General features: G+C 67.2%; 19 protein-coding genes. 11 read left to right on the top strand and 8 right to left on the bottom strand.

The genetic code is table 11. The features are described from left to right. Positions 1-129 precede the first annotated feature (129 nt). Positions 130-1,566 carry an NCS1 family nucleobase:cation symporter-1 gene (locus BCY78_RS16690; protein ID WP_068304179.1) on the top strand — a complete coding sequence of 479 codons (1,437 nt, stop codon included), beginning with the start codon at positions 130-132 and terminating at the stop codon, positions 1,564-1,566. A 76-nt stretch (positions 1,567-1,642) separates the two neighbouring features. On the opposite strand, the gene BCY78_RS16685 is transcribed toward BCY78_RS16690, so the two are convergent. Then, the gene (locus BCY78_RS16685) at positions 1,643-2,632 is read right to left on the bottom strand and encodes a 2-dehydropantoate 2-reductase (RefSeq protein WP_068304177.1); all 990 of its coding nucleotides are present in this window, start codon (positions 2,630-2,632) and stop codon (positions 1,643-1,645) included. 73 nt (positions 2,633-2,705) lie between these two features. On the opposite strand from BCY78_RS16685, the gene dapF reads away from it, so the two are divergent. Next, the gene (gene dapF / locus BCY78_RS16680; RefSeq protein ID WP_068304175.1) at positions 2,706-3,536 is read left to right on the top strand and encodes a diaminopimelate epimerase; all 831 of its coding nucleotides are present in this window, start codon (positions 2,706-2,708) and stop codon (positions 3,534-3,536) included. After that, positions 3,533-4,789: a tRNA (N(6)-L-threonylcarbamoyladenosine(37)-C(2))-methylthiotransferase MtaB gene (mtaB, locus tag BCY78_RS16675; RefSeq protein ID WP_068304174.1), complete on the top strand. Its 1,257-nt coding sequence runs from the start codon at positions 3,533-3,535 to the stop codon at positions 4,787-4,789. The genes dapF and mtaB overlap by 4 nt, the downstream gene beginning before the upstream one ends. A 229-nt stretch (positions 4,790-5,018) precedes the next feature. Here the strand turns inward: mtaB and BCY78_RS16670 are convergent, their stop codons facing one another. Then, positions 5,019-6,914 carry an acyl-CoA synthetase gene (locus BCY78_RS16670; protein WP_068304172.1) on the bottom strand — a complete coding sequence of 632 codons (1,896 nt, stop codon included), beginning with the start codon at positions 6,912-6,914 and terminating at the stop codon, positions 5,019-5,021. Between the two features lie 102 nt (positions 6,915-7,016). After that, positions 7,017-7,655, bottom strand: coding sequence for a hypothetical protein (locus BCY78_RS16665; RefSeq protein WP_068304170.1), 639 nt, complete (start codon positions 7,653-7,655; stop codon positions 7,017-7,019). A 135-nt stretch (positions 7,656-7,790) separates the two neighbouring features. Between BCY78_RS16665 and BCY78_RS16660 the strand changes: the two genes are divergently transcribed. The 3 genes from BCY78_RS16660 to BCY78_RS16650 all read left to right on the top strand — a co-directional run bounded on the left by BCY78_RS16660 (position 7,791) and on the right by BCY78_RS16650 (position 10,058). Next, on the top strand, positions 7,791-8,669 hold the full coding sequence (locus BCY78_RS16660; RefSeq protein ID WP_068304168.1) for a LysR family transcriptional regulator: 879 nt from the start codon (positions 7,791-7,793) through the stop codon (positions 8,667-8,669). Positions 8,670-8,786: 117 nt separating this feature from the next. Then, complete coding sequence (locus BCY78_RS16655; RefSeq protein WP_068304166.1) at positions 8,787-9,209, top strand: DoxX family protein; 423 nt, start codon at positions 8,787-8,789, stop codon at positions 9,207-9,209. 54 nt (positions 9,210-9,263) lie between these two features. Continuing rightward, positions 9,264-10,058, top strand: a complete 795-nt coding sequence (locus BCY78_RS16650; RefSeq protein WP_068304164.1) for a class III extradiol ring-cleavage dioxygenase — start codon at positions 9,264-9,266, stop codon at positions 10,056-10,058. Between the two features lie 114 nt (positions 10,059-10,172). On the opposite strand, the gene BCY78_RS16645 is transcribed toward BCY78_RS16650, so the two are convergent. Beyond that, positions 10,173-12,119, bottom strand: a complete 1,947-nt coding sequence (locus BCY78_RS16645) for a DUF4139 domain-containing protein (protein ID WP_068304163.1) — start codon at positions 12,117-12,119, stop codon at positions 10,173-10,175. Between the two features lie 209 nt (positions 12,120-12,328). Between BCY78_RS16645 and BCY78_RS16640 the strand changes: the two genes are divergently transcribed. Then, positions 12,329-14,125 carry an ABC transporter transmembrane domain-containing protein gene (locus tag BCY78_RS16640; RefSeq protein ID WP_068304162.1) on the top strand — a complete coding sequence of 599 codons (1,797 nt, stop codon included), beginning with the start codon at positions 12,329-12,331 and terminating at the stop codon, positions 14,123-14,125. A 74-nt stretch (positions 14,126-14,199) separates the two neighbouring features. Next, complete coding sequence (locus BCY78_RS16635; RefSeq protein ID WP_068304160.1) at positions 14,200-15,198, top strand: LLM class flavin-dependent oxidoreductase; 999 nt, start codon at positions 14,200-14,202, stop codon at positions 15,196-15,198. Here BCY78_RS16635 and BCY78_RS16630 read toward each other — a convergent pair. Together BCY78_RS16630 and BCY78_RS16625 are read right to left on the bottom strand one after the other, a co-directional pair. Beyond that, a complete protein-coding gene (locus BCY78_RS16630; RefSeq protein ID WP_068304157.1) occupies positions 15,195-16,094 on the bottom strand; it encodes an EamA family transporter in 900 nt (299 codons plus the stop codon). The genes BCY78_RS16635 and BCY78_RS16630 overlap by 4 nt on opposite strands. Then, a complete protein-coding gene (locus tag BCY78_RS16625; RefSeq protein ID WP_068304154.1) occupies positions 16,091-17,032 on the bottom strand; it encodes a hypothetical protein in 942 nt (313 codons plus the stop codon). The genes BCY78_RS16630 and BCY78_RS16625 overlap by 4 nt, the downstream gene beginning before the upstream one ends. 104 nt (positions 17,033-17,136) lie before the next feature. Here BCY78_RS16625 and BCY78_RS16620 point away from each other — a divergent pair, with 104 nt between their 5' ends. Then, positions 17,137-17,613 (top strand): MgtC/SapB family protein, encoded by a 477-nt coding sequence (locus tag BCY78_RS16620; RefSeq protein ID WP_068304153.1) that lies wholly within the window; start codon positions 17,137-17,139, stop codon positions 17,611-17,613. A 1-nt stretch (position 17,614) separates the two neighbouring features. Here BCY78_RS16620 and ftsY read toward each other — a convergent pair whose 3' ends face one another. After that, a complete protein-coding gene (ftsY, locus tag BCY78_RS16615; RefSeq protein ID WP_068304152.1) occupies positions 17,615-18,646 on the bottom strand; it encodes a signal recognition particle-docking protein FtsY in 1,032 nt (343 codons plus the stop codon). Positions 18,647-18,758: 112 nt separating this feature from the next. On the opposite strand from ftsY, the gene BCY78_RS16610 reads away from it, so the two are divergent. Together BCY78_RS16610 and BCY78_RS16605 are read left to right on the top strand one after the other, a co-directional pair. Further along, complete coding sequence (locus BCY78_RS16610; RefSeq protein WP_158515947.1) at positions 18,759-19,805, top strand: alkane 1-monooxygenase; 1,047 nt, start codon at positions 18,759-18,761, stop codon at positions 19,803-19,805. A 99-nt stretch (positions 19,806-19,904) separates the two neighbouring features. Further along, complete coding sequence (locus BCY78_RS16605) at positions 19,905-20,366, top strand: hypothetical protein (RefSeq protein WP_083195093.1); 462 nt, start codon at positions 19,905-19,907, stop codon at positions 20,364-20,366. 97 nt (positions 20,367-20,463) lie between these two features. Here the strand turns inward: BCY78_RS16605 and doeB are convergent, their stop codons facing one another. Then, complete coding sequence (doeB, locus tag BCY78_RS16600; RefSeq protein ID WP_068304150.1) at positions 20,464-21,456, bottom strand: N(2)-acetyl-L-2,4-diaminobutanoate deacetylase DoeB; 993 nt, start codon at positions 21,454-21,456, stop codon at positions 20,464-20,466. Positions 21,457-21,486: the final 30 nt, after the last annotated feature.

Here is a 21,486-nt window from a genome sequence, read left to right as displayed (position 1 = left end):
TGAACTGCCCGCCAAGCGGGGAGAGCGATCACGGAATCGTCATAATCATGCATCCTCGCGGCATCATCAGAGCCCGCCAATCCATCGATCCCGAGGGGGAAGGGGGCCAGCGACAGGGGAGATTTTGACATGACAACTTATGACGGGGCGCAGGCGTCCTCCGCCGCGGGCAGCGAGGGTGACACGCTCGCCCCGGTCGCGCCCGGCGAGAAGACCTGGGGCTGGTTCGCGGTCTTCAACATCTGGGCCAACGACATCCAGTCGCTGTTCGGCTATTCGCTGGTCGCCTCGCTGTTCATCTCGTTCGGGGTGAGCGGCTGGACCGCCTTCGCCGCGCTGATCTTTGCGGGTCTCATGGTCATGGTGCTGGTGAACCTGTCGGGTGCGGCCGGTGAGAAATACGGCATCCCCTATCCGGTTCTGGCCCGCGCAAGCATGGGCACGGCGGGCTCGAAACTGCCGGCGGTGCTGCGCGCGACGGTCGCGGTGTTCTGGTACGGCGTGCAGGTCTATTTCGCCTCGACCGCACTGGCGCTGCTCATTCGCTCGCTCACCGGGATCGAGGGCGGCACCGAGATCATGGGCATGACCGGCGTGGACTGGCTGAGCTTCCTGATCGTCTGGGCCTTCCACATCGTCATCTTCTGGCGCGGCATGGCTTGGGTCGAAACCTTCCTCAACATCGCCGGGCCCTTCGTCTACCTCGTGATGATCGGCCTGTTGGTCGTGCTGTGGCAGCGCTCGGACGGCCAGCTTCTGTCGGCCGCGCAGACCATCTTCGCCAATCCTGAGGGAACCTTCGCCACCGAAGTTTCGGGCTTCATCGCCATCGTCGGCACCATGGTCGCCTATTTTGCCGCGGTGATGATCAACTTCTCGGACTTCTCGCGCTATGCCAAGGACCGCAAGGCGATGGTCGTGGGCAATCTTGCGGGTCTGCCGTTCAACATGATCCTGTTCTCGGCTCTGGCGCTCCTGACCACCGCCGGTGCGGCGGTCGTCTATGGCGAGGAGATCATCAACCCGACCGAGATCGTCGAGCGCACCGATTCCGTGCTGCTGGCCGTGATCGCCGCCGTGACCTTCTTCGCGGCGACCGTGGGCATCAACCTTGTGGCCAACTTCATCCCGGCCGTGAACGGCATTGCCAACCTCGCGCCGTCGAAGATCAGCTTCCGCACGGCGGGCCTGATTACTTCGTTCTTCGCGCTGGTGATCGGCGGCTTCTGGACCAGCGTGATCGCGGATATCGGCATCGCGGGCTTCGTCAATACGCTGGGCGCGACGCTGGCCCCGCTCTACGGGATCATGATCGCCGACTATTACATCAGCCGGAAGGGCAAGCTGGATGTCGACGCGCTCTATGACATGCAGGGCGGCAAGTACCACTACAAGGGCGGCTGGAACGACGCCGCGCTGATCGCCTTCGTGCTGGCGGCGATCTTCTCGGTCGCGGCGGTCTGGGTGCCGGCCTTGGGCTTCCTGTCGGGCTATGCTTGGCTGATCGGCGCGGCTTTGGGCGGGGTGATCTATGCCGCCATGGCCACGTCGCGCGTCGTGGTCTGAGACCCGCGACAGGTCAAAGCAAAGGGGCGCGCCGATCCGTCGGTGCGCCCTTTTCCGCTTCGCGTGCTGTGGTCCATCAGGCGCTCTGCAACGTTTGCAGCAGCTCTCTCCCGCTCCAGGTGCGGCGCGGTTCGCTGTGCGACGCTTCCTCGACCAGCGCCATCAGGCGTTGATTGACGGGGGCCGAGCGGCCAAGGCGTTTGGCCAGCCGCGCGACCTCGCCATTGATCGCGTCGATCTCGGGCTTGCGGCCCAGCGTCAAATCATCCGCCATGGACGAGCGCGCCTTGGGATCGATGGCCAGCATCTGCCGCGCCAACAGCGCGAACAACCGGTCCGGCAAGCGCAGCACCCCCGGCAGCCACGCCGCCGGCAGGGGCGAGAGCCGCGCCAAGGGCTGATCCGCCACCCGGCAAAGGTCAAGGTATTCCTCCTGCGCGGCGGCAAGGCAGCGGCGATAGTCGCGCTGGCCCAGCTGATCCTTCAGCGGCAATCCGGACAGGGCGTTGATCGCGTTGTTGAGGTTCAGCATCAGCTTGCCCCACATCACCGGCTGCATGTCGTCATGCACATGCAGCGGCAGGCCGGCGCGGGCGAACAGGGCCTCGTTCAGCCGGGGCGATTCCTCGATATGCAGATCGCCCTGCGTGCCCTGATGGAAATGACCGCCACCCATCCATGCCACGTTGAAGCCGACCATCCCCGGCACCACCGGCCGCCCCAAGGCCTGACTGAGCGCCGCCGCATTGCCGATCCCGTTCTGGAAACTCACAAGGATCGCCGCCGGCGGCAGATGCGTCGACAGCTGGGCCGCGGCCTGCGCGCTGTCTTGGCTTTTCACGCAGATCAGGACCAGTGTGGCGTCCTTCACGGCTTCGGGCCCGGTGGCGAAGGGCAGGGGAGGCAGGTGAAGGTCTGCGCCACGGTAATCGGTCAGGTGCAGGCCTTGCGCCAAGGCGTCGCCCATCCGGGGCCGTCCGATCAGCACCACGTCGGCGCCGGCATGGGCCAATCTGCCGCCCACGTAGCAGCCGATCGCCCCGGCCCCGAAAATCGCGATACGCATGAAAGTCACTCCCGAGGGTCACTGTGGCAGGCCCCACTGGCGGCGTCACGCGAAAATGCCTATATGCGCGCCCATGAGCAACGCATCCGCCCCTCTGATGTTCCGCAAGATGCATGGTGCCGGGAACGACTTTGTCGTGATCGACAGCCGCGCGCGTGGAACCCGTGTCACCACGCCCGCCCTCGCGGCGGCGCTGGGCGATCGTCATCGCGGCGTGGGCTTCGACCAACTGGCCGAGCTGCGTCCGGCGGAAGATGCGGATTTCATTCTGGATTTCTGGAACTCGGATGGCACCACGGCCGGCGCTTGCGGCAATGCCACGCGCTGTGTCGCGTGGATGGTGATGGAAGAGACCGGGCGCGACACGCTGGTGATCCGCACCGAGCGCGGGTTGCTCGAGGCTCGTCGCCACAATGGCCGGGTCTGGGTGAACATGGGCGCGCCGCTGCTGGACTGGGAATCGATCCCGCTGTCCTCGCCGCAGGACGTGCTGCATCTGCCCTTGGATGGCGATCCGGTGGGCGTCGGCATGGGCAATCCGCATTGCGTCTTCATCGTCCATGACGCCGAGAAGGTCGCGCTGGAAGAGCAGGGCGCAGCGGTCGAACATGATCCCTTGTTCCCGCAGCGCACCAATGTCGAATTCATCAGCCTCATCGGCCCCGACCGTCTGCGCATGCGGGTCTGGGAGCGGGGCACCGGCGTGACGCTGGCCTGCGGCTCGGGCGCCTGTGCCTCGGCGGTGGCGGCGGCGCAGCGGGGGCTCACGGGCCGCCGGGTGGTGATGGAGCTCGACGGTGGCATCCTCGAGGCCGATTGGCGCGAGGATGGCGTCTGGCTGACCGGCCCCGTCGCCGATGTCTTCACCGCGCAATTGACCCCCGAATTTCTGGCCCTGACATGAGCAGCGCGCCGGTTTTCACCACGCTCGGCTGTCGGCTCAATGCCTATGAGACCGAGGCGATGAAGGATCTGGCCCAGCAGGCCGGGGTCTCGAATGCGCATGTGGTCAATACCTGCGCCGTCACCGCCGAGGCCGTCCGCAAGGCCCGTCAGGAAATCCGCCGCATCGCGCGCGACAATCCGGGCGCGACGATCATCGTCACCGGTTGCGCGGCGCAGACCGAGCCCGAGACCTTCGCCGAGATGCCCGAGGTCACGCGCGTGATCGGCAACCATGAGAAGATGCAGGCCGAGACCTGGAAGGGCCTCGCGCCCGATCTGATCGGCGAGACCGAGCGCGTGCAGGTCGATGACATTCTCTCCGTCAAGGAAACCGCCGGTCATCTGATCGACGGCTTCGGCACCCGCGCGCGCGCCTATGTGCAGGTGCAGAACGGCTGCGACCACCGCTGCACCTTCTGCATCATTCCCTATGGCCGCGGCAATTCGCGCTCGGTCCCGGCGGGTGTGGTGGTCGAGCAGATCAAGCGGCTGGTCGGGGCTGGCTACCGCGAGGTGGTGCTGACCGGCGTCGATCTGACCTCATGGGGCGCCGATCTGCCGGCCGAGCCGAAGCTTGGCGACCTTGTGCGGCGCATCCTGAAGCTGGTGCCGGATCTGGAGCGGCTGCGGATTTCCTCGATCGACTCGGTCGAAGCGGACCCCGCGCTGATCGAGGCGATTGCAACCGAGAAACGCCTGATGCCGCATCTCCACCTGTCGCTGCAGGCCGGCGATGACATGGTGCTGAAGCGCATGAAGCGCCGTCATCTGCGCGACGACGCGATCCGCTTCTGCGAGGATATGCGCAACGCCCGCCCCGATCTGGTTTACGGCGCCGATATCATCGCCGGTTTCCCGACCGAGACCGAGGAGATGTTCTCCAACACTCTGAATATGGTGAAGGAATGCGGGCTGACCTGGCTGCATGTCTTCCCTTATTCGCCGCGCAAGGGCACCCCCGCCGCGCGGATGCCGCAGGTGGCGAAGCCCCTGATCAAGGAGCGCGCCGCGCGGTTGCGTTCGCTTGGTGAGGAACTGGCAGTGGCGCATCTGGCGCAGCAGGTCGGGCGTCAGCATCTGGTGCTGATGGAGAACCCGCGCATGGGCCGGACAGAGCAATTCACGGAGGTGAAATTTGCGCAGGATCATGAGGTCGGGTCGATCATTCCCGCGCTGATCCAGGGGCATGACGGCTCGCAACTGACCGCCTGAACGACTTCTTGCCTTGGCACGGGCGACCCGCCCGGGGCCGCGCCCGACCCGCCCCACCGAAACTTTTGGGAGGCGGGCGCATTGCAACCTCAGCCATCAGATCAATCGTCGGAGGGGTTTGACACCATTAAGCGCCAAGTCTTCGCCGTTCCGACGCGCCCACCCACGGGTCGGGCGCGGCCCTTCGCGTATCATGGAGAGGGCCGCGAACGGTATGCTCCGAGGGGGCTTACAGCTTGTCCCACTGCACCGCGAAGGTGCCCAGAACCTCGGTCAGCTTCGCCTGATCCACGCCCTCACCGGCTCGGATCTTCGCCACCAGCCCGCGCTTCTTGTCCTCGATCACCTCGGCCACCGAGGCATCCACCCCGGCTTCCTTCAGCGCGGCATCGAAGACGCGGGTGATCGCCATGCGGCGCAGGTCGGGCTTGAAGACCTTGCCCACGGCGGTTTTCGGCAGCTCGGCCAGCACCTCGACATGCTTCGGCACGGCGGCGCGCTCAGGAATGCGGCTTGCGGCGTGCTCGGCCAATTCGCGCGGAGTGACCGTCGCGCCTGCGACCAGCTCGACATAGGCGCAGGGCAATTCACCCGCCGTCGCATCGGGCTGACCGATGGCGCCAGCGAAGCCCACAGCGGGGTGGGACAGCAGCGCCTCCTCGATCATCGCGGGGTCAATGTTGTGCCCGCCCCGGATGATCAGATCCTTCGCACGGCCGGTGATCCACAGATAACCATCGGCATCCAGCCGCCCAAGATCGCCCGTCCGCAGCCAGCTACCATCGGCATAGAGCCCGTCATTCTTCGCCTTCTCGGTATAGGTCGAGCCGGGGATGACGCCGGGGTTGGAGATGCAGATCTCGCCCACCTCGTCGACCGTGCATTCCTTGCTGATCGTGCCGTCGGTGCCATGATGCAGGATGCGACAGTTGGTATAGGGGAAGGGGATGCCCACGGAGCCCACCTTCTTCACCCCGTCGACCGGGTTGCAGGACACAAGGCAGGTGGCCTCGGTCAGCCCGTAGCCCTCGACGATGGCAACGCCCGTCGCTTCCTCGAAACGTCGATAAAGTTCAAGCGGCAGCGGGGCCGAGCCGGAAAACCCGCTCTTCAAGGTGGAAATATCCGCATTCACCTTGCGCTGCATCAGCGCCGACAGAGCGGTCGGCACGACGATGATGAAGCTCACCTGCCAGCGCTCGACCAGCTTCCAGAAGTTGTCGAACACGCCGTCGCCGCGATAGCCGGCGGGCGTCGGCATGACCATATGCGCCCCCGCCGTCACCACTGACATCAGGATCGGATAGGCGGCGAAGACGTGGAACAGAGGCAGCGGGCAGAGGATCGTGTCCGTCTCGGACATCAGCAGGTTCGCACCCAGCCAGCCGTTGTACAGAATGCCCGAATGGCGGTGCTGCGCGACCTTGGGCAGGCCCGTGGTGCCGCCGGTGTGGAAATAGGCGCAGACCGGATCGCCCGAGGCCTGTTGGAAGGTCAGCCGGTCGGCCGGTTGCTTCTGCAGCTCGCGGTAGAAGCTGAGGATGCGGGCGTTGTGATGCACCGGGTTCTTCGGGCGGATCAACGGCACCAGCAGCTTCTTCACGCCGGTCATGTAGTGGTTGAGATCGACCTCCAGCACGGTCTTCACATTCGGCGCATGCCGCAGGGCCTCGGCCACCTTCTGGGCCACATCCGTCTTGGGGAAAGCGCGCAGGGTGACGACGACCTTGGCATTGGTCTCGCGCAGGATGCCGGCGATTTTCTCGGGCTCCATCAGCGGGTTGATCGGGTTGACGATGCCCGCCGTCATGGCGCCGAACAGGGTGATCGCCGTCTCGTTCACCGTGGGCAGGATATAGGCGACGGTGTCGCCCTCGCCGACGCCGAGGCTGCGGAACAGGTTGGCGGCGCGCGTCACCTGCGCGTGGAACTCGTTCCAGGTCAGGGTCTCGGCCTTGGCGCCGTCGTCCGAGAACATCTGGAAGCTGATCGCCTTGCGCGTGCCATGGGCGCGGGCCGTCCGGGTGATCTGGTCATAGACGGTGGCGGGGATGTCGCGCTCGGCCCAGGGCTGTTCGGCCTCGATGGCATTACGGTCCGCGAAATTGGCGAATTGGCGCGTCATTGATGATCCTCCCCGACGCCCTAACGGCGCTCCTGACCAAGGATTTTGCCGGGTTTCCCCGAGGGATGCAATCGGCGCCACCGCCTGCCGTCGCGTCCGGCCTCAGCCCAGATAGGCGCCCAGCGCAGCCACCAGCGCGAATTGCACCCAAGCCAGCAGCAACAGGGTCGTCAACCGGATGCCGACCCGGCGACGCGAGCCACCGGCACGGCGTTCCAGCGAAATCCAGAAGGCGGCGGCGGTGGCCATGCCCAAGGGGATGCCGACGAGTGCGGCGTTGGTCAGGATGTCGCTCAGGCCGGGCGGGGTGATCTGCGTCAGGCCCAGCCGCTCGGCCCGCCACAGCTGCGCGCCATGGGTGCCCAGCGCGGCCCAGCCCAGCCCCATCAGCCCGCCTTGGAACAGCGCCCCCAGATAGCCGCCCCAAGGCCAGCGCAGCCAAGCGAGCGCTGCCGGAAAGCCGATGAGCCAGGCGGCCGGCAACAGGACCACGGCGGCGGCGGCCTGTTCGCCCACGGCCAGACCCTGCCGCTGACCGGCGAGGATATTGCCCAGCTCGCCCAGCGCCAGCACCAAGATCGCCGAGGGAGTCACAAGTGCCAGCACCGGCCCCAGCAACATCCCCGACAGGATCGCGCGCACCGCGCCCCAGCCGCGAGCCGCCCCGGCGATCTCGGCGCGGGTCGGTCGGCGGCGGCGGGGAGCGGGGGTATTCCCGTCCTGCGCGATTGGGTCAGTCATGCTGCGTCTCAGGGCTGTATTTCAGTGACTTTCCTGCATTTCTTCGCGCGTTTCCGCGCTCGTGGCAACGCTGTGAACCTTTTCTTGACCGACATACATATTCAATAATGGAAACGTACGAGGGAAAGGCACGACATGGACCGCCTCGCGGCCGACAGGATGTTCATCGCGGTGATGGAGACCGGCAGCTTCGCGGCGGCCGCACGCAGGCAAGGCACCAGTGCCGGGCAGGCGTCGAAACTCGTCTCTGCGCTGGAGAGTGAGCTCGGCACGCGGCTCTTGAACCGGACCACCCGTGCGCTGGCCCCGACGGAGCTGGGGCAGAGCTATTTCGCGCAGATCCGCAACATCATCGGCGACCTCGATGCGCTGGACCTCAGCCTGCATGAGGCCGGGGAGGCCCCGCGCGGGAAGCTGCGGCTGTCCGCGCCGATCTCCCTCGGCACGATGGAATTGGCCCGCGCGTTGAACGGGTTCGCGGCGGCCTATCCGGGGATCGAGCTGGACGTCGCCTTCTCGGACCGGTTCGTCAATCTGGTCGATGAGGGCTTCGATGCGGCGATCCGCGTGGGCAACCCGGTCGACAGCTCTCTGGTCGCGCGCAAGCTGGGAGAGGTGCGGATCGTCGTTGTCGCGGCGCCCGAGTATCTGGCGAAACACGGCGGGCCCCAGACCCCGGCCGAGCTGTCGGGCCACGACTGCATCCTCGACACCAACCTGCGTGAGCCGGCGCATTGGCGCTTCACCGAGACGGTGGTCGTGGTGACCGGGCGGCTGCGCTATTCCAACGCGCGCGCCTGCCTGATGGCCGCCGAGGATGGGTTGGGCATCGCCCGCATCCCGCATTTCGCGGCCCGCGATGCCTTGGCCGAGGGCCGGGTCGTGCCGCTTCTGGAGCGGTTCGAGCCCCCGCCCGGCGGGATCTACGCGCTTTATCCGGCAGGCCGCCACTTGCCGCGCAAGGTCCGGCTGCTGATCGACTATCTGGCGAAGGACCTGGAAGCCACGGGCTGATACCTTCCATTTTGGAAGGAATGAAGTGCCATTCGGTGGGATTATTTCTGGATCAAAAGTGTGTCATTTGACGGAGGCAAGCCGCGGCCCCGCGGCATCCTGTATCCGGAGAGAGCCATGACCACTGCCACCACCTCGCTGCCCGCCGCCCGCGTCAGCAACGCCGACACCGCCGCGCTGATCCTGCGCGTCACCATGGGCGTGTTCTTCATCCTGCACGGCTGGATGAAATACTCGGTCTTCACCCCCGCCGGCACCGCTGGCTATTTTGAATCGATCGGCCTGCCCGGTTTCCTCGCCTACATCACCATCGCGGTGGAGATCCTCGGCGGCCTCGCCCTGATCGCCGGCGTCTGGACCCGCTGGGTCTCGCTCGCGCTGATCCCGGTGATGGTCGGTGCCGGCTACTTCGGCCATGCCTCGGCCGGGTTCTTCTTCTCGAACCAAGGCGGTGGCTGGGAATACCCGGCGTTCTGGACCGTGGCGCTGGTCGTGCAGGCCCTGCTGGGTGCCGGGGCCTTCGCCCTGCGCCGCAGCTGAGCTATCCTCACCTGAACCGCCTGCAAATCTGAACCGCAAGCAACGGAGGCAGCCATGACCCGCATGCCCAGCTATTTCATCTCGCATGGAGGCGGCCCCTGGCCGTGGCTGCCGCCGATGCGTGCCCAGTTCCACAATCTCGAAGACAGCCTGAAGCGCATCGCCGCCGAACTGCCCGAGAAGCCCAAGGCCGTACTGTCGATCTCGGGCCATTGGGAAGAGGACGACTTCGCCGTGATGGGCGCGGCCAACCCGCCGATGGTCTATGATTACTACGGCTTCCCCAAGGAAACCTACTCGATCACCTATCCGGCCCCCGGCGCGCCCGAAATCGCGCAGCGGACGCTGGAGCTTCTGGAAGCCGCCGGCCTGCCCGCGCGGATGGACCTGAAGCAGGGCTTCGACCACGGCACCTTCGCGCCCTTGTACATCATGTACCCGGACGCGCAGATCCCGGTCTATCAGGTGTCGCTGCGCAAGGGCTATTCGCCGGCCGAGCATTTCGCCATGGGCCGCGCGCTGGCGCCGTTGCGGGACGAGGGTGTGCTGATCCTCGGCTCGGGCCTCAGCTTCCATAACCTGCGGATGTTCGGCCCCGCCGCCAAGGTCCCGTCCGAGGCCTTCGACGCTTGGCTGGGCGACACCCTCGCCGCGGCGCCGGAGCAACGGACCGAGGCGCTGATCGACTGGGAAAGCGCGCCCTATGCCCGCACCTGCCACGCGCAGGAGGACCATCTGGTTCCGCTGTTCGCGGCGCTGGGTGCGGCCGAGGGCGAGCCCGCCACCCGCGTCTACCATGACGTTGGACTGATGGGTGGCGTGACCGCGTCGAGCTATCGCTTCGGCTGAGACTGGCGCAGGCCCGGAAAAACGGAACGGCCACCGGAACCCCCGGTGGCCGTTCTTCTTCTGCTCGCCCCTGTTGTGCTCAGGGGGGTTCCTGCCGGAACGGCGGGTTTTCGGTCAGCGCGTTCCGATCAGCTCGGCGAGGTCGCCGCGCAGCGTGGTCGCGCGTTGGGCGGCGGCGGCCGAGGCCTCGCGGGCCGCAGTGATCTCGGCGTCGATGGCATCGACACGGGCGCGACGCTCGCGGTTGGCCTGGCTGTCATCGCCCAGCTGGACGATCAGGCTGACCAGTCGCTGCTGTTCACGCTCGAGAGTCTGCATCTCGCCCGAGAGGCGGCGCTGTTCATTCTCGGCATCAAGGATCTGCTGGCGCATCGCGGCCGCACGGGCCAGCGTGTCGCGCAGTCCGGCATCCTCGGTGCGACCCTGCCAGTATGCCAGCGTCGGCAGGTCCATGTCCATCACCCCCATCTGACGGGTGCGCGGCTGGCGTTCGGTCACGCTGAGCGAGGCCCGCTCACCGGCGGCCACCGGCACCTCGAAGCGCCACGCGTCGTTGCGCTCCTCGGCTCCGCTGGGGGCGCTGATGGTCCAACCGGAATGACGCGGATGGTCGATGGTGATCTCGCGCTCGGCATCGGGCGCGCCTTCGATCCGGTAGGTGAAGCGGCGCTCCAGATCCTCGGTGATGAAGAGAACGCCGCGAGCGAGGCGCAATTCGCGCAGCGTCTCGGTGTTCGAGACCTCCTCGCGGATCTCCACCGCCGTATCGAGGGCGAAGTCGACGATCTCGGTCGCACCGGGGGCAAGTTCCGGGATCATCGCATCGCCGGCATGGCCGCGCCCGTCCTCGTACAGCGTCAGGACACCGGCGGGCAGGCGCAGGGGCAGGGGGTTCTCCAAGGACAGCGCGATGACCGGATGGCTCTCGCCGCGGCCGCCGCGGTAGAGGGTCAGGCGCGCGTCCTCCAGCATCTCGGACAGGAACGGCACGCTCATCATCTGGCCGGCCGGCAGGGTGACCGGCGTGCCCAGGGTGAAGCGCGAGAAGCTGTCGCCGTCATCCGCGGTCACCGGGATCGAGGCGATGCTCTGTTCCATCTGCACGCGTCCCGCGCCGGCGGCCTCGGCCATGTCCGCGACGGCGCCGCGATAGGCGGGGGCCATGGCGACCATGGGGGCGGGGCGCGGGATCTCCGGCGTGCTGGCCTGTTCGCGACGCGCATAGGTGCGGGCGTAAAGCTGCGCCTCGATCGCCCGGACCGAGCCGGTGGCCAAGGTCAGCTCCACATCGTCCCAGTCGATGCCGGTGGTGTTCTCGACCACGGCCCAGCCGATCAGGCGGATGCCCTCGTCGGTGTCGACGGCGCGCCAAGCGGTGCGCCACAGCGGGGCGTTCTGCAGATAGACCAGACCCACGTCGCGCGGGGTGCGGTCGTCGGAATCGAGCGTCAGCTCCACCCGGCGCGGGTTGGCCGAGCCGCGCCACGCCCGCAGCGCGTCGCGCAGGGTGGCCTGATCGGCGGCATCGGCGAAGCGGACGCCCAGCGCGTCATCCATGACGAAGGCGTGCAGGGTGCCGTCCTCGGCCTGCAGGTTCAGAACGTTGACGCTGCCATGCTCGTCGGGGCGCTGGGTCACGCCCATGTTCAGCCCCTCCCAGCTTTCGCCGCGACGCTCGACCACCAGCGGCGCGCCGACCATGGTGCCGAACAGGCGGGCGGGGTCGGTCACGTCCTGCGGGCCGAAGGGGAAATGGGCGAAGGCGTCCTCGAAGCTGCCCGGCCCAGTCATGGTGACGAAGGGCACCGCGCCGTTCGGGTCCAGCACCCAGAGCGTCTTGAGGAAGTCGTCGATATCGTCGCGCGCAACCGAGAGCGTGATCGGCTCCAGCCCCATCTGGCCCTCGGCCTCGATCATGGCGAGGCCCGCCGTGGACAGGGTGACGGCGTTGATCGAGGTCTCGGCGGACAGGGGCAGGGCCAGCACGAGGCCCGACAGCGACAGGACGACAGCGCGACGCAGGCGGCTGCGCAGCTGGAGGGTGGGGGTGTGAAACAGCATGACGCGCTCCGGGGACGGCAATGGTGGGAATGAATGCGCCTAGAGTGAAGATCATTCGTTCACAGGCCAAGGGGGGGTGTGATCACCTGTTAGCCAGCAACCCGTGATTGCGCGGAGAGGTGCCAATTGTCGCGCGACGGGGCCGGACGCTTGCCCCCGCGCGCCGGACTGCCTAAACGCGAAGGGCTCAGGGAAAGAAGGGGCCGCCGATGAGTGACGCATCGCAAACGGAAACCCGCGCGGGATCGCGTCGGATCGGCGCGCTGGCCGGGCTGTGGCCGTTCCTTGGCCAATACAAGGGGCTGCTGGCCGGGGCCTTCGTGGCGCTGGTGCTGACGGCCTCGGTCTCGCTGGCGCTGCCCTTGGCGGTGCGCCGGGTGGTCGATGGCTTCGGCTCGGGCGAGCTGGTGCTGCTCAACCAGTATTTCGTCGCGGCCCTCGCGCTGGCGGGGTTGCTCGCCGTGGGGACAGGCCTGCGCTACTACATGGTCACCCGGTTGGGGGAACGCGTGGTGGCCGATATCCGCAAGGCGCTGTTCGCCCGTGTGATCGGCATGTCGCCCGCCTTCTACGAGCGGATCCTGTCAGGTGAGGTGCTGTCGCGCATCACCACCGACACGACGCTGATCCAGTCGATTGTCGGCTCCTCCGTTTCGGTGGCGCTTCGCAACGTACTGATGCTGTTCGGTGGTCTGATCCTGCTGGCGCTGACCTCGCCCAAGTTGACGGGCCTTGTGCTGCTGCTGGTCCCCGCCGTGATCATTCCCATCGTCACCTTGGGCCGCCGCCTGCGCCGCCTCTCGCGCGAGAATCAGGACTGGATCGCACAATCGTCGGGCAATGCCTCCGAGGCCATCGGCGCCGCGCAGACCGTGCAGGCCTTCACGCATGAGACCCGCTCCATCGCCGCCTTCGACACGGTGACGGAGAAGAGCTTCGACATCGCCATGATCCGCATCGCCACCCGCGCGATGATGACCGTGGTGATCATAGCGCTGGTGTTCTCGGGCATTGTCGGCGTGTTGTGGATCGGGGCCATCGACGTGCGCGAAGGCAGCATGTCCATCGGCGAGCTGGTGCAGTTCGTGATCTACTCGGTGCTGGTCGCCGGTTCGGTCGGCGCCTTGTCCGAGATCTGGGGCGAGCTGCAACGCGCCGCCGGCGCAACCGAGCGTCTGATCGAGATGATGGAGGCCATCGATGCCGTGCAGGACCCGGCCCAGCCGCGCCTGCTGGCCGCGCCGGTGCAGGGCGCCGTCGCCTTTGACAACGTGCGGTTCCACTATCCCTCGCGCCCGACGCAATCGGCGCTGGACGGGATTTCGCTCAGCGTGAAGCCCGGCGAGACGGTGGCGCTGGTCGGCCCCTCGGGCGCGGGCAAATCCACGATCATCCAGCTGTTGATGCGTTTCTACGACCCGCAGGAAGGGGCGGTGACGCTGGACGGCCACGACCTGCGCGACCTGTCGCGCGCGGATCTGCGCGGCGCGATGGCGCTGGTGCCGCAGGACCCGGTGATCTTCGCCACCTCGGCGCGCGAGAACATCCGTTTCGGCCGCCCCGATGCCACGGATGCCGAAATCGACGAGGCCGCCCGCGCCGCTGCCGCGCATGACTTCATCACCAAGCTGCCCGAGGGGTATGAGACCCAGCTGGGCGAGCGTGGGGTGATGCTCTCGGGTGGCCAGAAGCAGCGCATTGCCATTGCCCGCGCCATCCTGCGCGACGCGCCGGTGTTGTTGCTCGACGAGGCGACCTCGGCGCTGGATGCGGAAAGCGAGCGTCTGGTGCAGGATGCCGTCGACCGGCTGTCCGAGGGGCGCACGACCATCGTCGTCGCCCACCGTCTGGCCACCGTGCGCAAGGCTGACCGGATCGTGGTCTTCGATCAGGGCCGCATCGCCGCCGAGGGCACCCATGCCGAGCTGGTGGCGCAGGGCGGCCTCTATGCCCGGCTGGCGCGGCTGCAGTTCACCGACGGTGCGGCGGAACTGACCGAGGGGTAAGCGGGCGCGAAGCCGCCGCCCCGGGTCTTGTTCGGGGCGGGCCACGGCTTAGGTCAGGGCAAAGGAGATCCGCTTTGCACCACGTTTCCATCCTCGATCTGTCGCCGGTGCCCGAAGGCAGCACCCCCGCCGATGCGCTGAAGGCCACGGTCGCGCTGGCGCAGGCCGCCGAGCGGCTGGGCTATCACCGCTTCTGGCTGGCCGAACATCACAACATGCCCGGCATCGCCAGCGCCGCGACAGCTGTCGTCATCGGCCATGTCGCGGGCGCAACCAGCCGTATCCGCGTGGGCGCGGGCGGGATCATGCTGCCGAACCATTCGCCGCTGACGGTGGCCGAGGCCTTCGGCACTTTGGAGACGCTCTATCCGGGCCGTATCGACCTCGGGCTCGGCCGGGCGCCGGGGACCGACCAGATCACCATGCGCGCGCTGCGCCGCCACATGCAGGCCGAGGATACCTTCCCACAGGACGTGATGGAGCTGCTGGCCTATTTCGGCGAGAATGCCGAAGCGCGGGTGCAGGCCGTGCCCGGCACCGGGACCAACGTGCCGCTCTATATCCTTGGCTCCAGCCTCTATGGCGCGCAGCTGGCGGCCTATCTGGGCCTGCCCTATGCCTTCGCCTCGCATTTCGCACCGCAAGCGCTGGACGAGGCGCTGGCGATCTACCGCTCCAGCTTCCGGCCCTCGGATTACTTGAAGCGCCCCTATGCCATCGTCGCCGCGGGCTGCTTCGCCGCCGAGACGGATGACGAGGCGACCTATCTGCGCTCGTCGATGCTGCAAAGCTTCGCGCGGCTGCGCTCGGGTCAGCCGGGCAAGCTGCCGCCGCCGATCCGCGATGTCGAGGCCGAGATCCCGGCAGCGATCATGCATCAGGTGCAGGGCGCACTCAGCTTCTCGGCCACCGGCGGGCCCGAGACGCTGGAGACGCAGCTCAAGGGCCTGATCGCCCGCACCCAGCCCGACGAGCTGATCCTGACAGGCGCGATCTGGGACCCGGCGAAGCGCATCCGCTCGATCGAGATCGCGGCCGAGGTGGTGCAGGGCCTGCTGGAACCGGTGGCTTAAGCCGCCAATTGGACGATGATCGCCCCCGCGGCGATCATCCCCATCAGGGCGACGCGGCGCGGGCCGGTACTTTCGCCCAGCATCAGCCAGCCGATGAGCGCGGCGAAGACCGTCGAGGTCTCGCGCAGCACCGCTGCCTGCCCGACGGGCCCGAGGCGCGTCGCCAGCATGATGCCGCCGAAGCTGGCGAAGGCCACCAGCGCGCCGATGAAGCCCCGTTTGAGCAGGTTCGCCCGATCCGCCGGTGCCATCCGTGCCATGCGCCGGGCGAAGACGATCGGCATGGTGAAGGCGTCGATCATGAAGAACCACGCCAAGAACGTGAACGGGTCGGCGGTCGAGCGGATGCCATAGGCGTCATAGGTCGTGTAGACCGCGACCATCGCCCCCGTTGCCACGGCAAAGCCGAGCGCCGGGACCAGCGTGTCTCGGTTCACGGTGATCTTGCGCAGGTTGTACAGCGCGAGGCCGTAGATCCCCGCCAGCAGCACGCCCACCCCGGCCCATTGCCAGAGGTTGAAGCTCTCGCCGAAGAAGATGATCGCGCCGATCACCGCGAACAGCGGGCCGGTGCCGCGCACGACCGGGTAGACGACGGTATAGGCCCCACGTTCGTACGTCAGGCCCTGCAGGATCTTGTAGACGAGGTGGATGACATAGACGCCCGCGAAGATCGGCCACATGTGGGGCTCGGGCCAGGGGACCACGAACAGCGCCACCGGGGCGGACATCAGGAAGGCGAAGATGTCGATGCCCGCGCGCGAGAGCCACGGATCGTGGCGGCCCTTCTGCAAGGCGCCGAAGATCGCATGCAGCACCGCCGCGGCGAGGGCGAAGGTCATCGACAGGTAGAGACCCGTCTGCGTGCCCTCGTGCGAAATCAGCCAGTCACTCAATCGGGGGCGCCTTCGGATATCGGGTCATAGGAAATCCCGATCTGCACCCCCTCGAAGGCAGAGGCAAGCGCCTCGGCCCCTTCCAGCCCGCCCAGATGGCCGAGTTGCGTCAAGCGCATACCGTCTGGTGCATCGAGCGTGATCCCCAGATCGCCGCGCGGATTGGGGAAATCGGCGATGAAGGCGGCCATCGCGGCGCGGGTTTCGGGGGGGAAACTGGCCTCGGGCAGGGCGGTGACCAGCGCGGTTGCCTGCGCGCGCTGCATGTCGGCCTGAGGCTCCATCGGCAGGGCCGGGTCGAAATACGCGGTGACAATGGGGGCCAGGAGATAGCGTTCGAACAGGCCGGCGGTGTGGATGTCCAGTCGCGCGGTCTGCAGCAATGCTCCGGCTGGCGTTGCCGGGTCGATCCCGGTCAGCGTGGCGGTCAGGCTGGCGCGGCTGTCATCGGGGAAATCGATATCGGCTTGCGACACGGTCACGACGCCCTCGCGATGGGTGACGCTGAGGCGCAGGGCCATCCCGGCTGAGGCGCGCGATTGCGCCAGCATCACATAGTCCCAGACCGGCTGATCGACATGCGACAACATGCCGAAGCCCTCGGCCACCAGATCGATCCGGTCAGGCAAGGCGCCCTGCATCAGCGCCTCCAGCCCCGAGGCCGCCCAGCTGATGCGCTCTGCGTGGAAGATGTGGCGGGGGCTACGCACCAACACATTGTCGACGCGGCAATGCCCCTCCTCGGTCACCGGTGCCGCGAGGGGTTCGCCTTCCGGCGGGGTTGCGCCCAGGAAGGCCATCAGCAGCGCCCAGCTGGACAGGCAGGCGTTGCTCTCCATCATCGGGGCCTCGGGCGGGAAGGGGAAGGTCTGGGCCTGTGCCGTCGGGGCGGCGGTCATCGTAAGGGCAAGGGCGGCAGCAAGGGCGGAGCGGGTCATCGGGGCGTCCTTTGCGGATACGGTTACGCGGGTACAGAAGGCGATCTGCGCGACAGGGACGCCGCCCACTGGACGGATAACGCGCGGGCCCTAGAAAAGGTCTCATGTTGGAGATGATAATCGCCGAATTCACCCCGGTTCAATCCGCCGTCGCCGCCCCGGTCGCGGCGTTGCGGCTTTGCGTGGCCGTGGTGTTGGGCGCCGTCATCGGCATCGAGAGAGAGTGGCGGCGCAAGGCGGCGGGGCTGCGGACGCATATCCTCGTGTCGGTCGCGGCCTGCCTGTTCGTGATCCTCGGGCTGGAGATCAGCGCGCTCGATTTCGGCACGGCCGGCGAGCAGCGCAACGATCCCCTGCGCATGATCGAGGCGGTGACGGCGGGTGTGGCCTTCCTTGCCGCGGGCACGATCTTCACGGCGAAGGGCGAGGTGAAGAACGTCACCACCGGCGCCTCGCTGTGGTTGGCGGGCGCGGTCGGTCTGGGCTGCGGCACCGGGCAAGAGCTGCTGGCCGCGATGGCCACGGTGATCGTGGTCGCGGTCTTGGCCCTGCTGCGGCTGGTCGAGCGGGACGAGGGCTAGGTTACTTCGACAGGCCGGTCAGGGCGTCGGCGAAGTCCTGCGGGTCGAAGGCGGACAGGTCGTCGATCTGCTCGCCCACGCCGATCGCATGGATCGGCAAGCCGAAGCGGTCTGCCAAGGCCACCAGCACACCACCGCGCGCCGTGCCGTCGAGCTTGGTCATGATCAGACCCGAGACATCGGCCATCTGCCGGAAGACCTCGACCTGCGTGACCGCGTTCTGGCCGGTCGTCGCGTCCAGCACCAACAGCGTGTTATGCGGCGCGGTCTCGTCCTTCTTGCGGATCACGCGGACGATCTTCGCCAGCTCTTCCATCAGGTCGGCGCGGTTCTGCAAACGGCCTGCGGTGTCGATCATCAGCAGGTCCGCGCCCTCGGCCTGCGCGCGGGTCAGCGCGTCGAAGGCCAGCGACGCGGGGTCCGAGCCCTCGGGCGCGGTCATCACCGGCACGCCGGCGCGTTCGCCCCAGACCTGCAGTTGCTCGACCGCGGCGGCGCGGAAGGTGTCGCCGGCGGCGATGATCACCTTCTTGCCGGCGGCGCGGAATTGCGAGGCGAGCTTGCCGATGGTCGTGGTCTTGCCCGCGCCGTTGACGCCGACGACCAGCACGACCTGCGGCTTTCTCGGGTACAGGGGCAGGGGACGCGCGACCGGCTCCATGATCCGGGCGACCTCGTCGGACAGGGCGCGCTTGATCTCGTCGGTGGTGACGCGCTTGCCGAAACGGCCAGCGGCGATATTGGCGGTGACCTTCAATGCGGTCTCGACGCCCAGATCAGCCTGAACCAGCAGGTCCTCCAGCTCTTCGACAAATTCGTCATCCAGCACCCGGCGCGGCGCGTCCTGCCGACCGGTCAGGCGCGACAGCAGACCCGGTTTCGCGGCGTCCGGCGCGATGATCGGCGCGGGCGAGGGGACGGGGGCATCGGGCGCCTCGGGTTCGGGCGCGGCCGAGACCAAGGCATCCAACCCCTCGTCGAGTTTCGAGGAGGAGCGGAACATCCGTTCCTTGAGCTTGCCGAAGAAGGACATGGGCTCTCCCGTCGCTTGCGCCGTTACTTATTGTGCAGTTAGCCTCTGAGTCGCATGGATGGAAGAGGCGTGAAGCCTTATGTTCGCCGTGTTCGCCTGCCAAGGTAGTGTCATGCGCCTGTTCATCTACACTTTCGCCACATTCCTGCCCGCCATCCTGCTGATCCCGGGGGCTTTGTACGGTGGCCCGGTCCTCTGGGCCGCGCCGTTTTCCATCGGCCTGATGTGGATCGTGATGGACCAATTGCCAGACCCCACTGATGGGCGCGAGCTGCCCGTGGGCGACGGTCTGTTGGTGGTGCTGGGGATACTGCAGCTGACGCATCTGCCGCTGGGCGTCTGGGCGATGAGCTCGAACCTGCATGGCTTCGACTGGCTGATGGGGATGATCGGCTTCGGCCTGTTCTTCGGGCAGGTCGGCAATCCGGCCTCGCATGAGCTGATCCACCGCTCGGACCGGCTGATGACGCGGCTGGGGACCACGGTCTACATCGCTTTCCTGTTCGGCCACCATGTCTCGGCCCACCGGCTGGTGCATCACCCCTATGTGGCGACGCCGCAGGACCCGGTCTCGGCCACCAAGGGCACCGGCTTTTGGTCCTATCTGCCCTTTGCCTGGTACGGCAGCTTCATGTCGGGCTACAAGGCCGAGAAGGCCCTGCGCCAGCGCGGTCAGGCGCGCCGCCGCAATCCCTATGTCTTCTACGTGGTGGGCGAGTTGTCGCTGGTCCTTCTGACCTTAGTGCTGGCCGGGCCGTGGGGGCTGTTCATCTATGTGATGCTCTGCGCCCATACCCAGTCGCAGATGCTGATCGCCGACTACGTCCAGCATTACGGGCTGCGCCGCCGCCGTCTGCCCAATGGGCGGTATGAGGCTGCCGGTCCCTGGCATGCCTGGAACTCGAAGGGTTGGTATTCCTCGGCCGTGACGCTGAACGCGCCGCGCCATTCGGACCACCACGCCCATCCCGCGCGGCCCTATCCGCAGCTGACGCTCCCTGAGGGTTCGGCCATGCTGCCCGCACCTCTGCCGGCGATGGCGATGCTGGCGATGTTCCCGCCCCTGTGGAAGCGCGTGATGGACCCGCGGCTGGAGGCCTTGCTGGATCAGCAGGCACAGGCGCCGCGCACCTCGCCGGACGTGATGCCCGCGCATTGAGTGGATCGGCGGTCTCTCGCTAACGTGAGGCCGGGGCGCTGGCCTCAGGCCGGGGGCTCTGGCACGATGGCTGGGTTGATGCCTGAGAGGGAAGCGTTCATGAGCCTCGTATTCCGCCGCCTCGTTTCGGTCGCCGCCTTCGGTGTGGCGCTGGGCGTGGCCCTGCCTGCCCTGTCTCAGAACGGCCCGATGAGCACCCCTGTGGTGCCCGAAGGCTCGCCGATGGGGGCCGAGGAATTCGACGCCTACACCCAAGGCCGGACCCTGTCCTACGCCATTCAGGGCCAGCCCTACGGCATCGAGGAATACCTGCCAGGCCGCCGTGTGCGCTGGTCCTTCGTCGGCGACGAATGCCAAGAGGGCATCTGGTACGAGCGCGCGGGCAACATCTGCTTCGTCTATGAGAACGCCCCGGCGAACGAACAATGCTGGAGCTTCTATCCCACGGACAACGGCATGCGCGCCGTCTTCCAAGGCGAGGGCGGCCCCTCGACCGAGCTTTATGAAGTGCAGCAGACGGATGGCCCGTTGACCTGCATGGGCCCCGGTGTGGGCGTCTGAGACGAATTCGTCTGACCTATTGCGTGAGGTTGGGAAAGTGAAAGGGCGGGGCCGGTGGTCTCGCCCTTTCTCCATCGCGGTGTTGAATTTGTGAGGGTCAGTTCAGTGCCACGGCGACCACGGCCAGCGTGTCGCCGATCTGGACGATGCCGGGGAAGTGCCGCGCGGCGAGGATGCCGGGGCGCTGGGCGGTGATCGTCGCGGGCAGGCTGCCGGTCCGATCCAGCGGCCAGATCCGTGCCAGAGGCTGGCCCGGCACCACCTCTTCACCCAGATCGACCAAGGGTTCGATCAGACCGGTCTCGGGCGCGGTGTGGTAGCAATCATCGTCGGGCATATCCAGCATCACCGAAGGCGCGCGCTCGATCTCGCCGGGCAGGATGCCCGCATGGATAAGCACGTTGCGCAGCCCCTTGCGCGCGATCCGGGCCGAGCGCGCCGTGGCCGTGCCGCCGCCGCCCAGCTCCGTCGTCACGAAGGTCTTGCCCTGCGCCTCCACGGCGGTGTCATACATGCCGACCGCGTCGATCTCGCGCAGCATCAGCGAATAGGGGGCGTTGAACGCCTCGACCGCCTCGTCACAGGCGGCCTGTTGCAGCGCGTCGTCGAGGTAATGCGCGCAGGCGAAAGGCAGGAAGTCCAGCGTCTTCCCGCCCGAGTGGAAATCCACCACCACATCGGCCAGAGGCACCAGCGTGTCGTTGAAGTAATTCGCAATCTTCTGCGTGACCGAACCATCGGGCGCGCCCGGAAAGGCCCGGTTCAGGTTCACCTGATCGATGGGCGAGACCCGGGTGCCGGCGCGGAAAGCGGGGTAGTTGAAATAGGGCACGATGATCAGCCGCCCGGTGACCTCCTCGGGTTCGATCTCGCTGGCCAGTGCCTGCAACGCAATCGGTCCCTCGTATTCATCGCCGTGGTTCGCGCCGGTCAAAAGCGCCGTCGGGCCGGGCCTGCCCACGATCACCGTCAGCGGGATCATCACCGCGCCCCAGGCGCTGTCATTGCGCGAATAGGGCAGTTTCAGATGCCCGTGCCGCTTGCCGGGGGCGTCCAGCGAAATGGTCGGGCGGATCGGGTTCTGGGTCATGCGGCACTCCCTCGATTGGCGCCATCCTGC

It is taken from the genome of Pararhodobacter sp. CCB-MM2, assembly GCF_001691415.1.
GTDB lineage: Bacteria > Pseudomonadota > Alphaproteobacteria > Rhodobacterales > Rhodobacteraceae > Pararhodobacter.
Note: the sequence above shows the minus strand (reverse complement) of the source record. Positions and strands in the feature narration are given on the sequence as shown.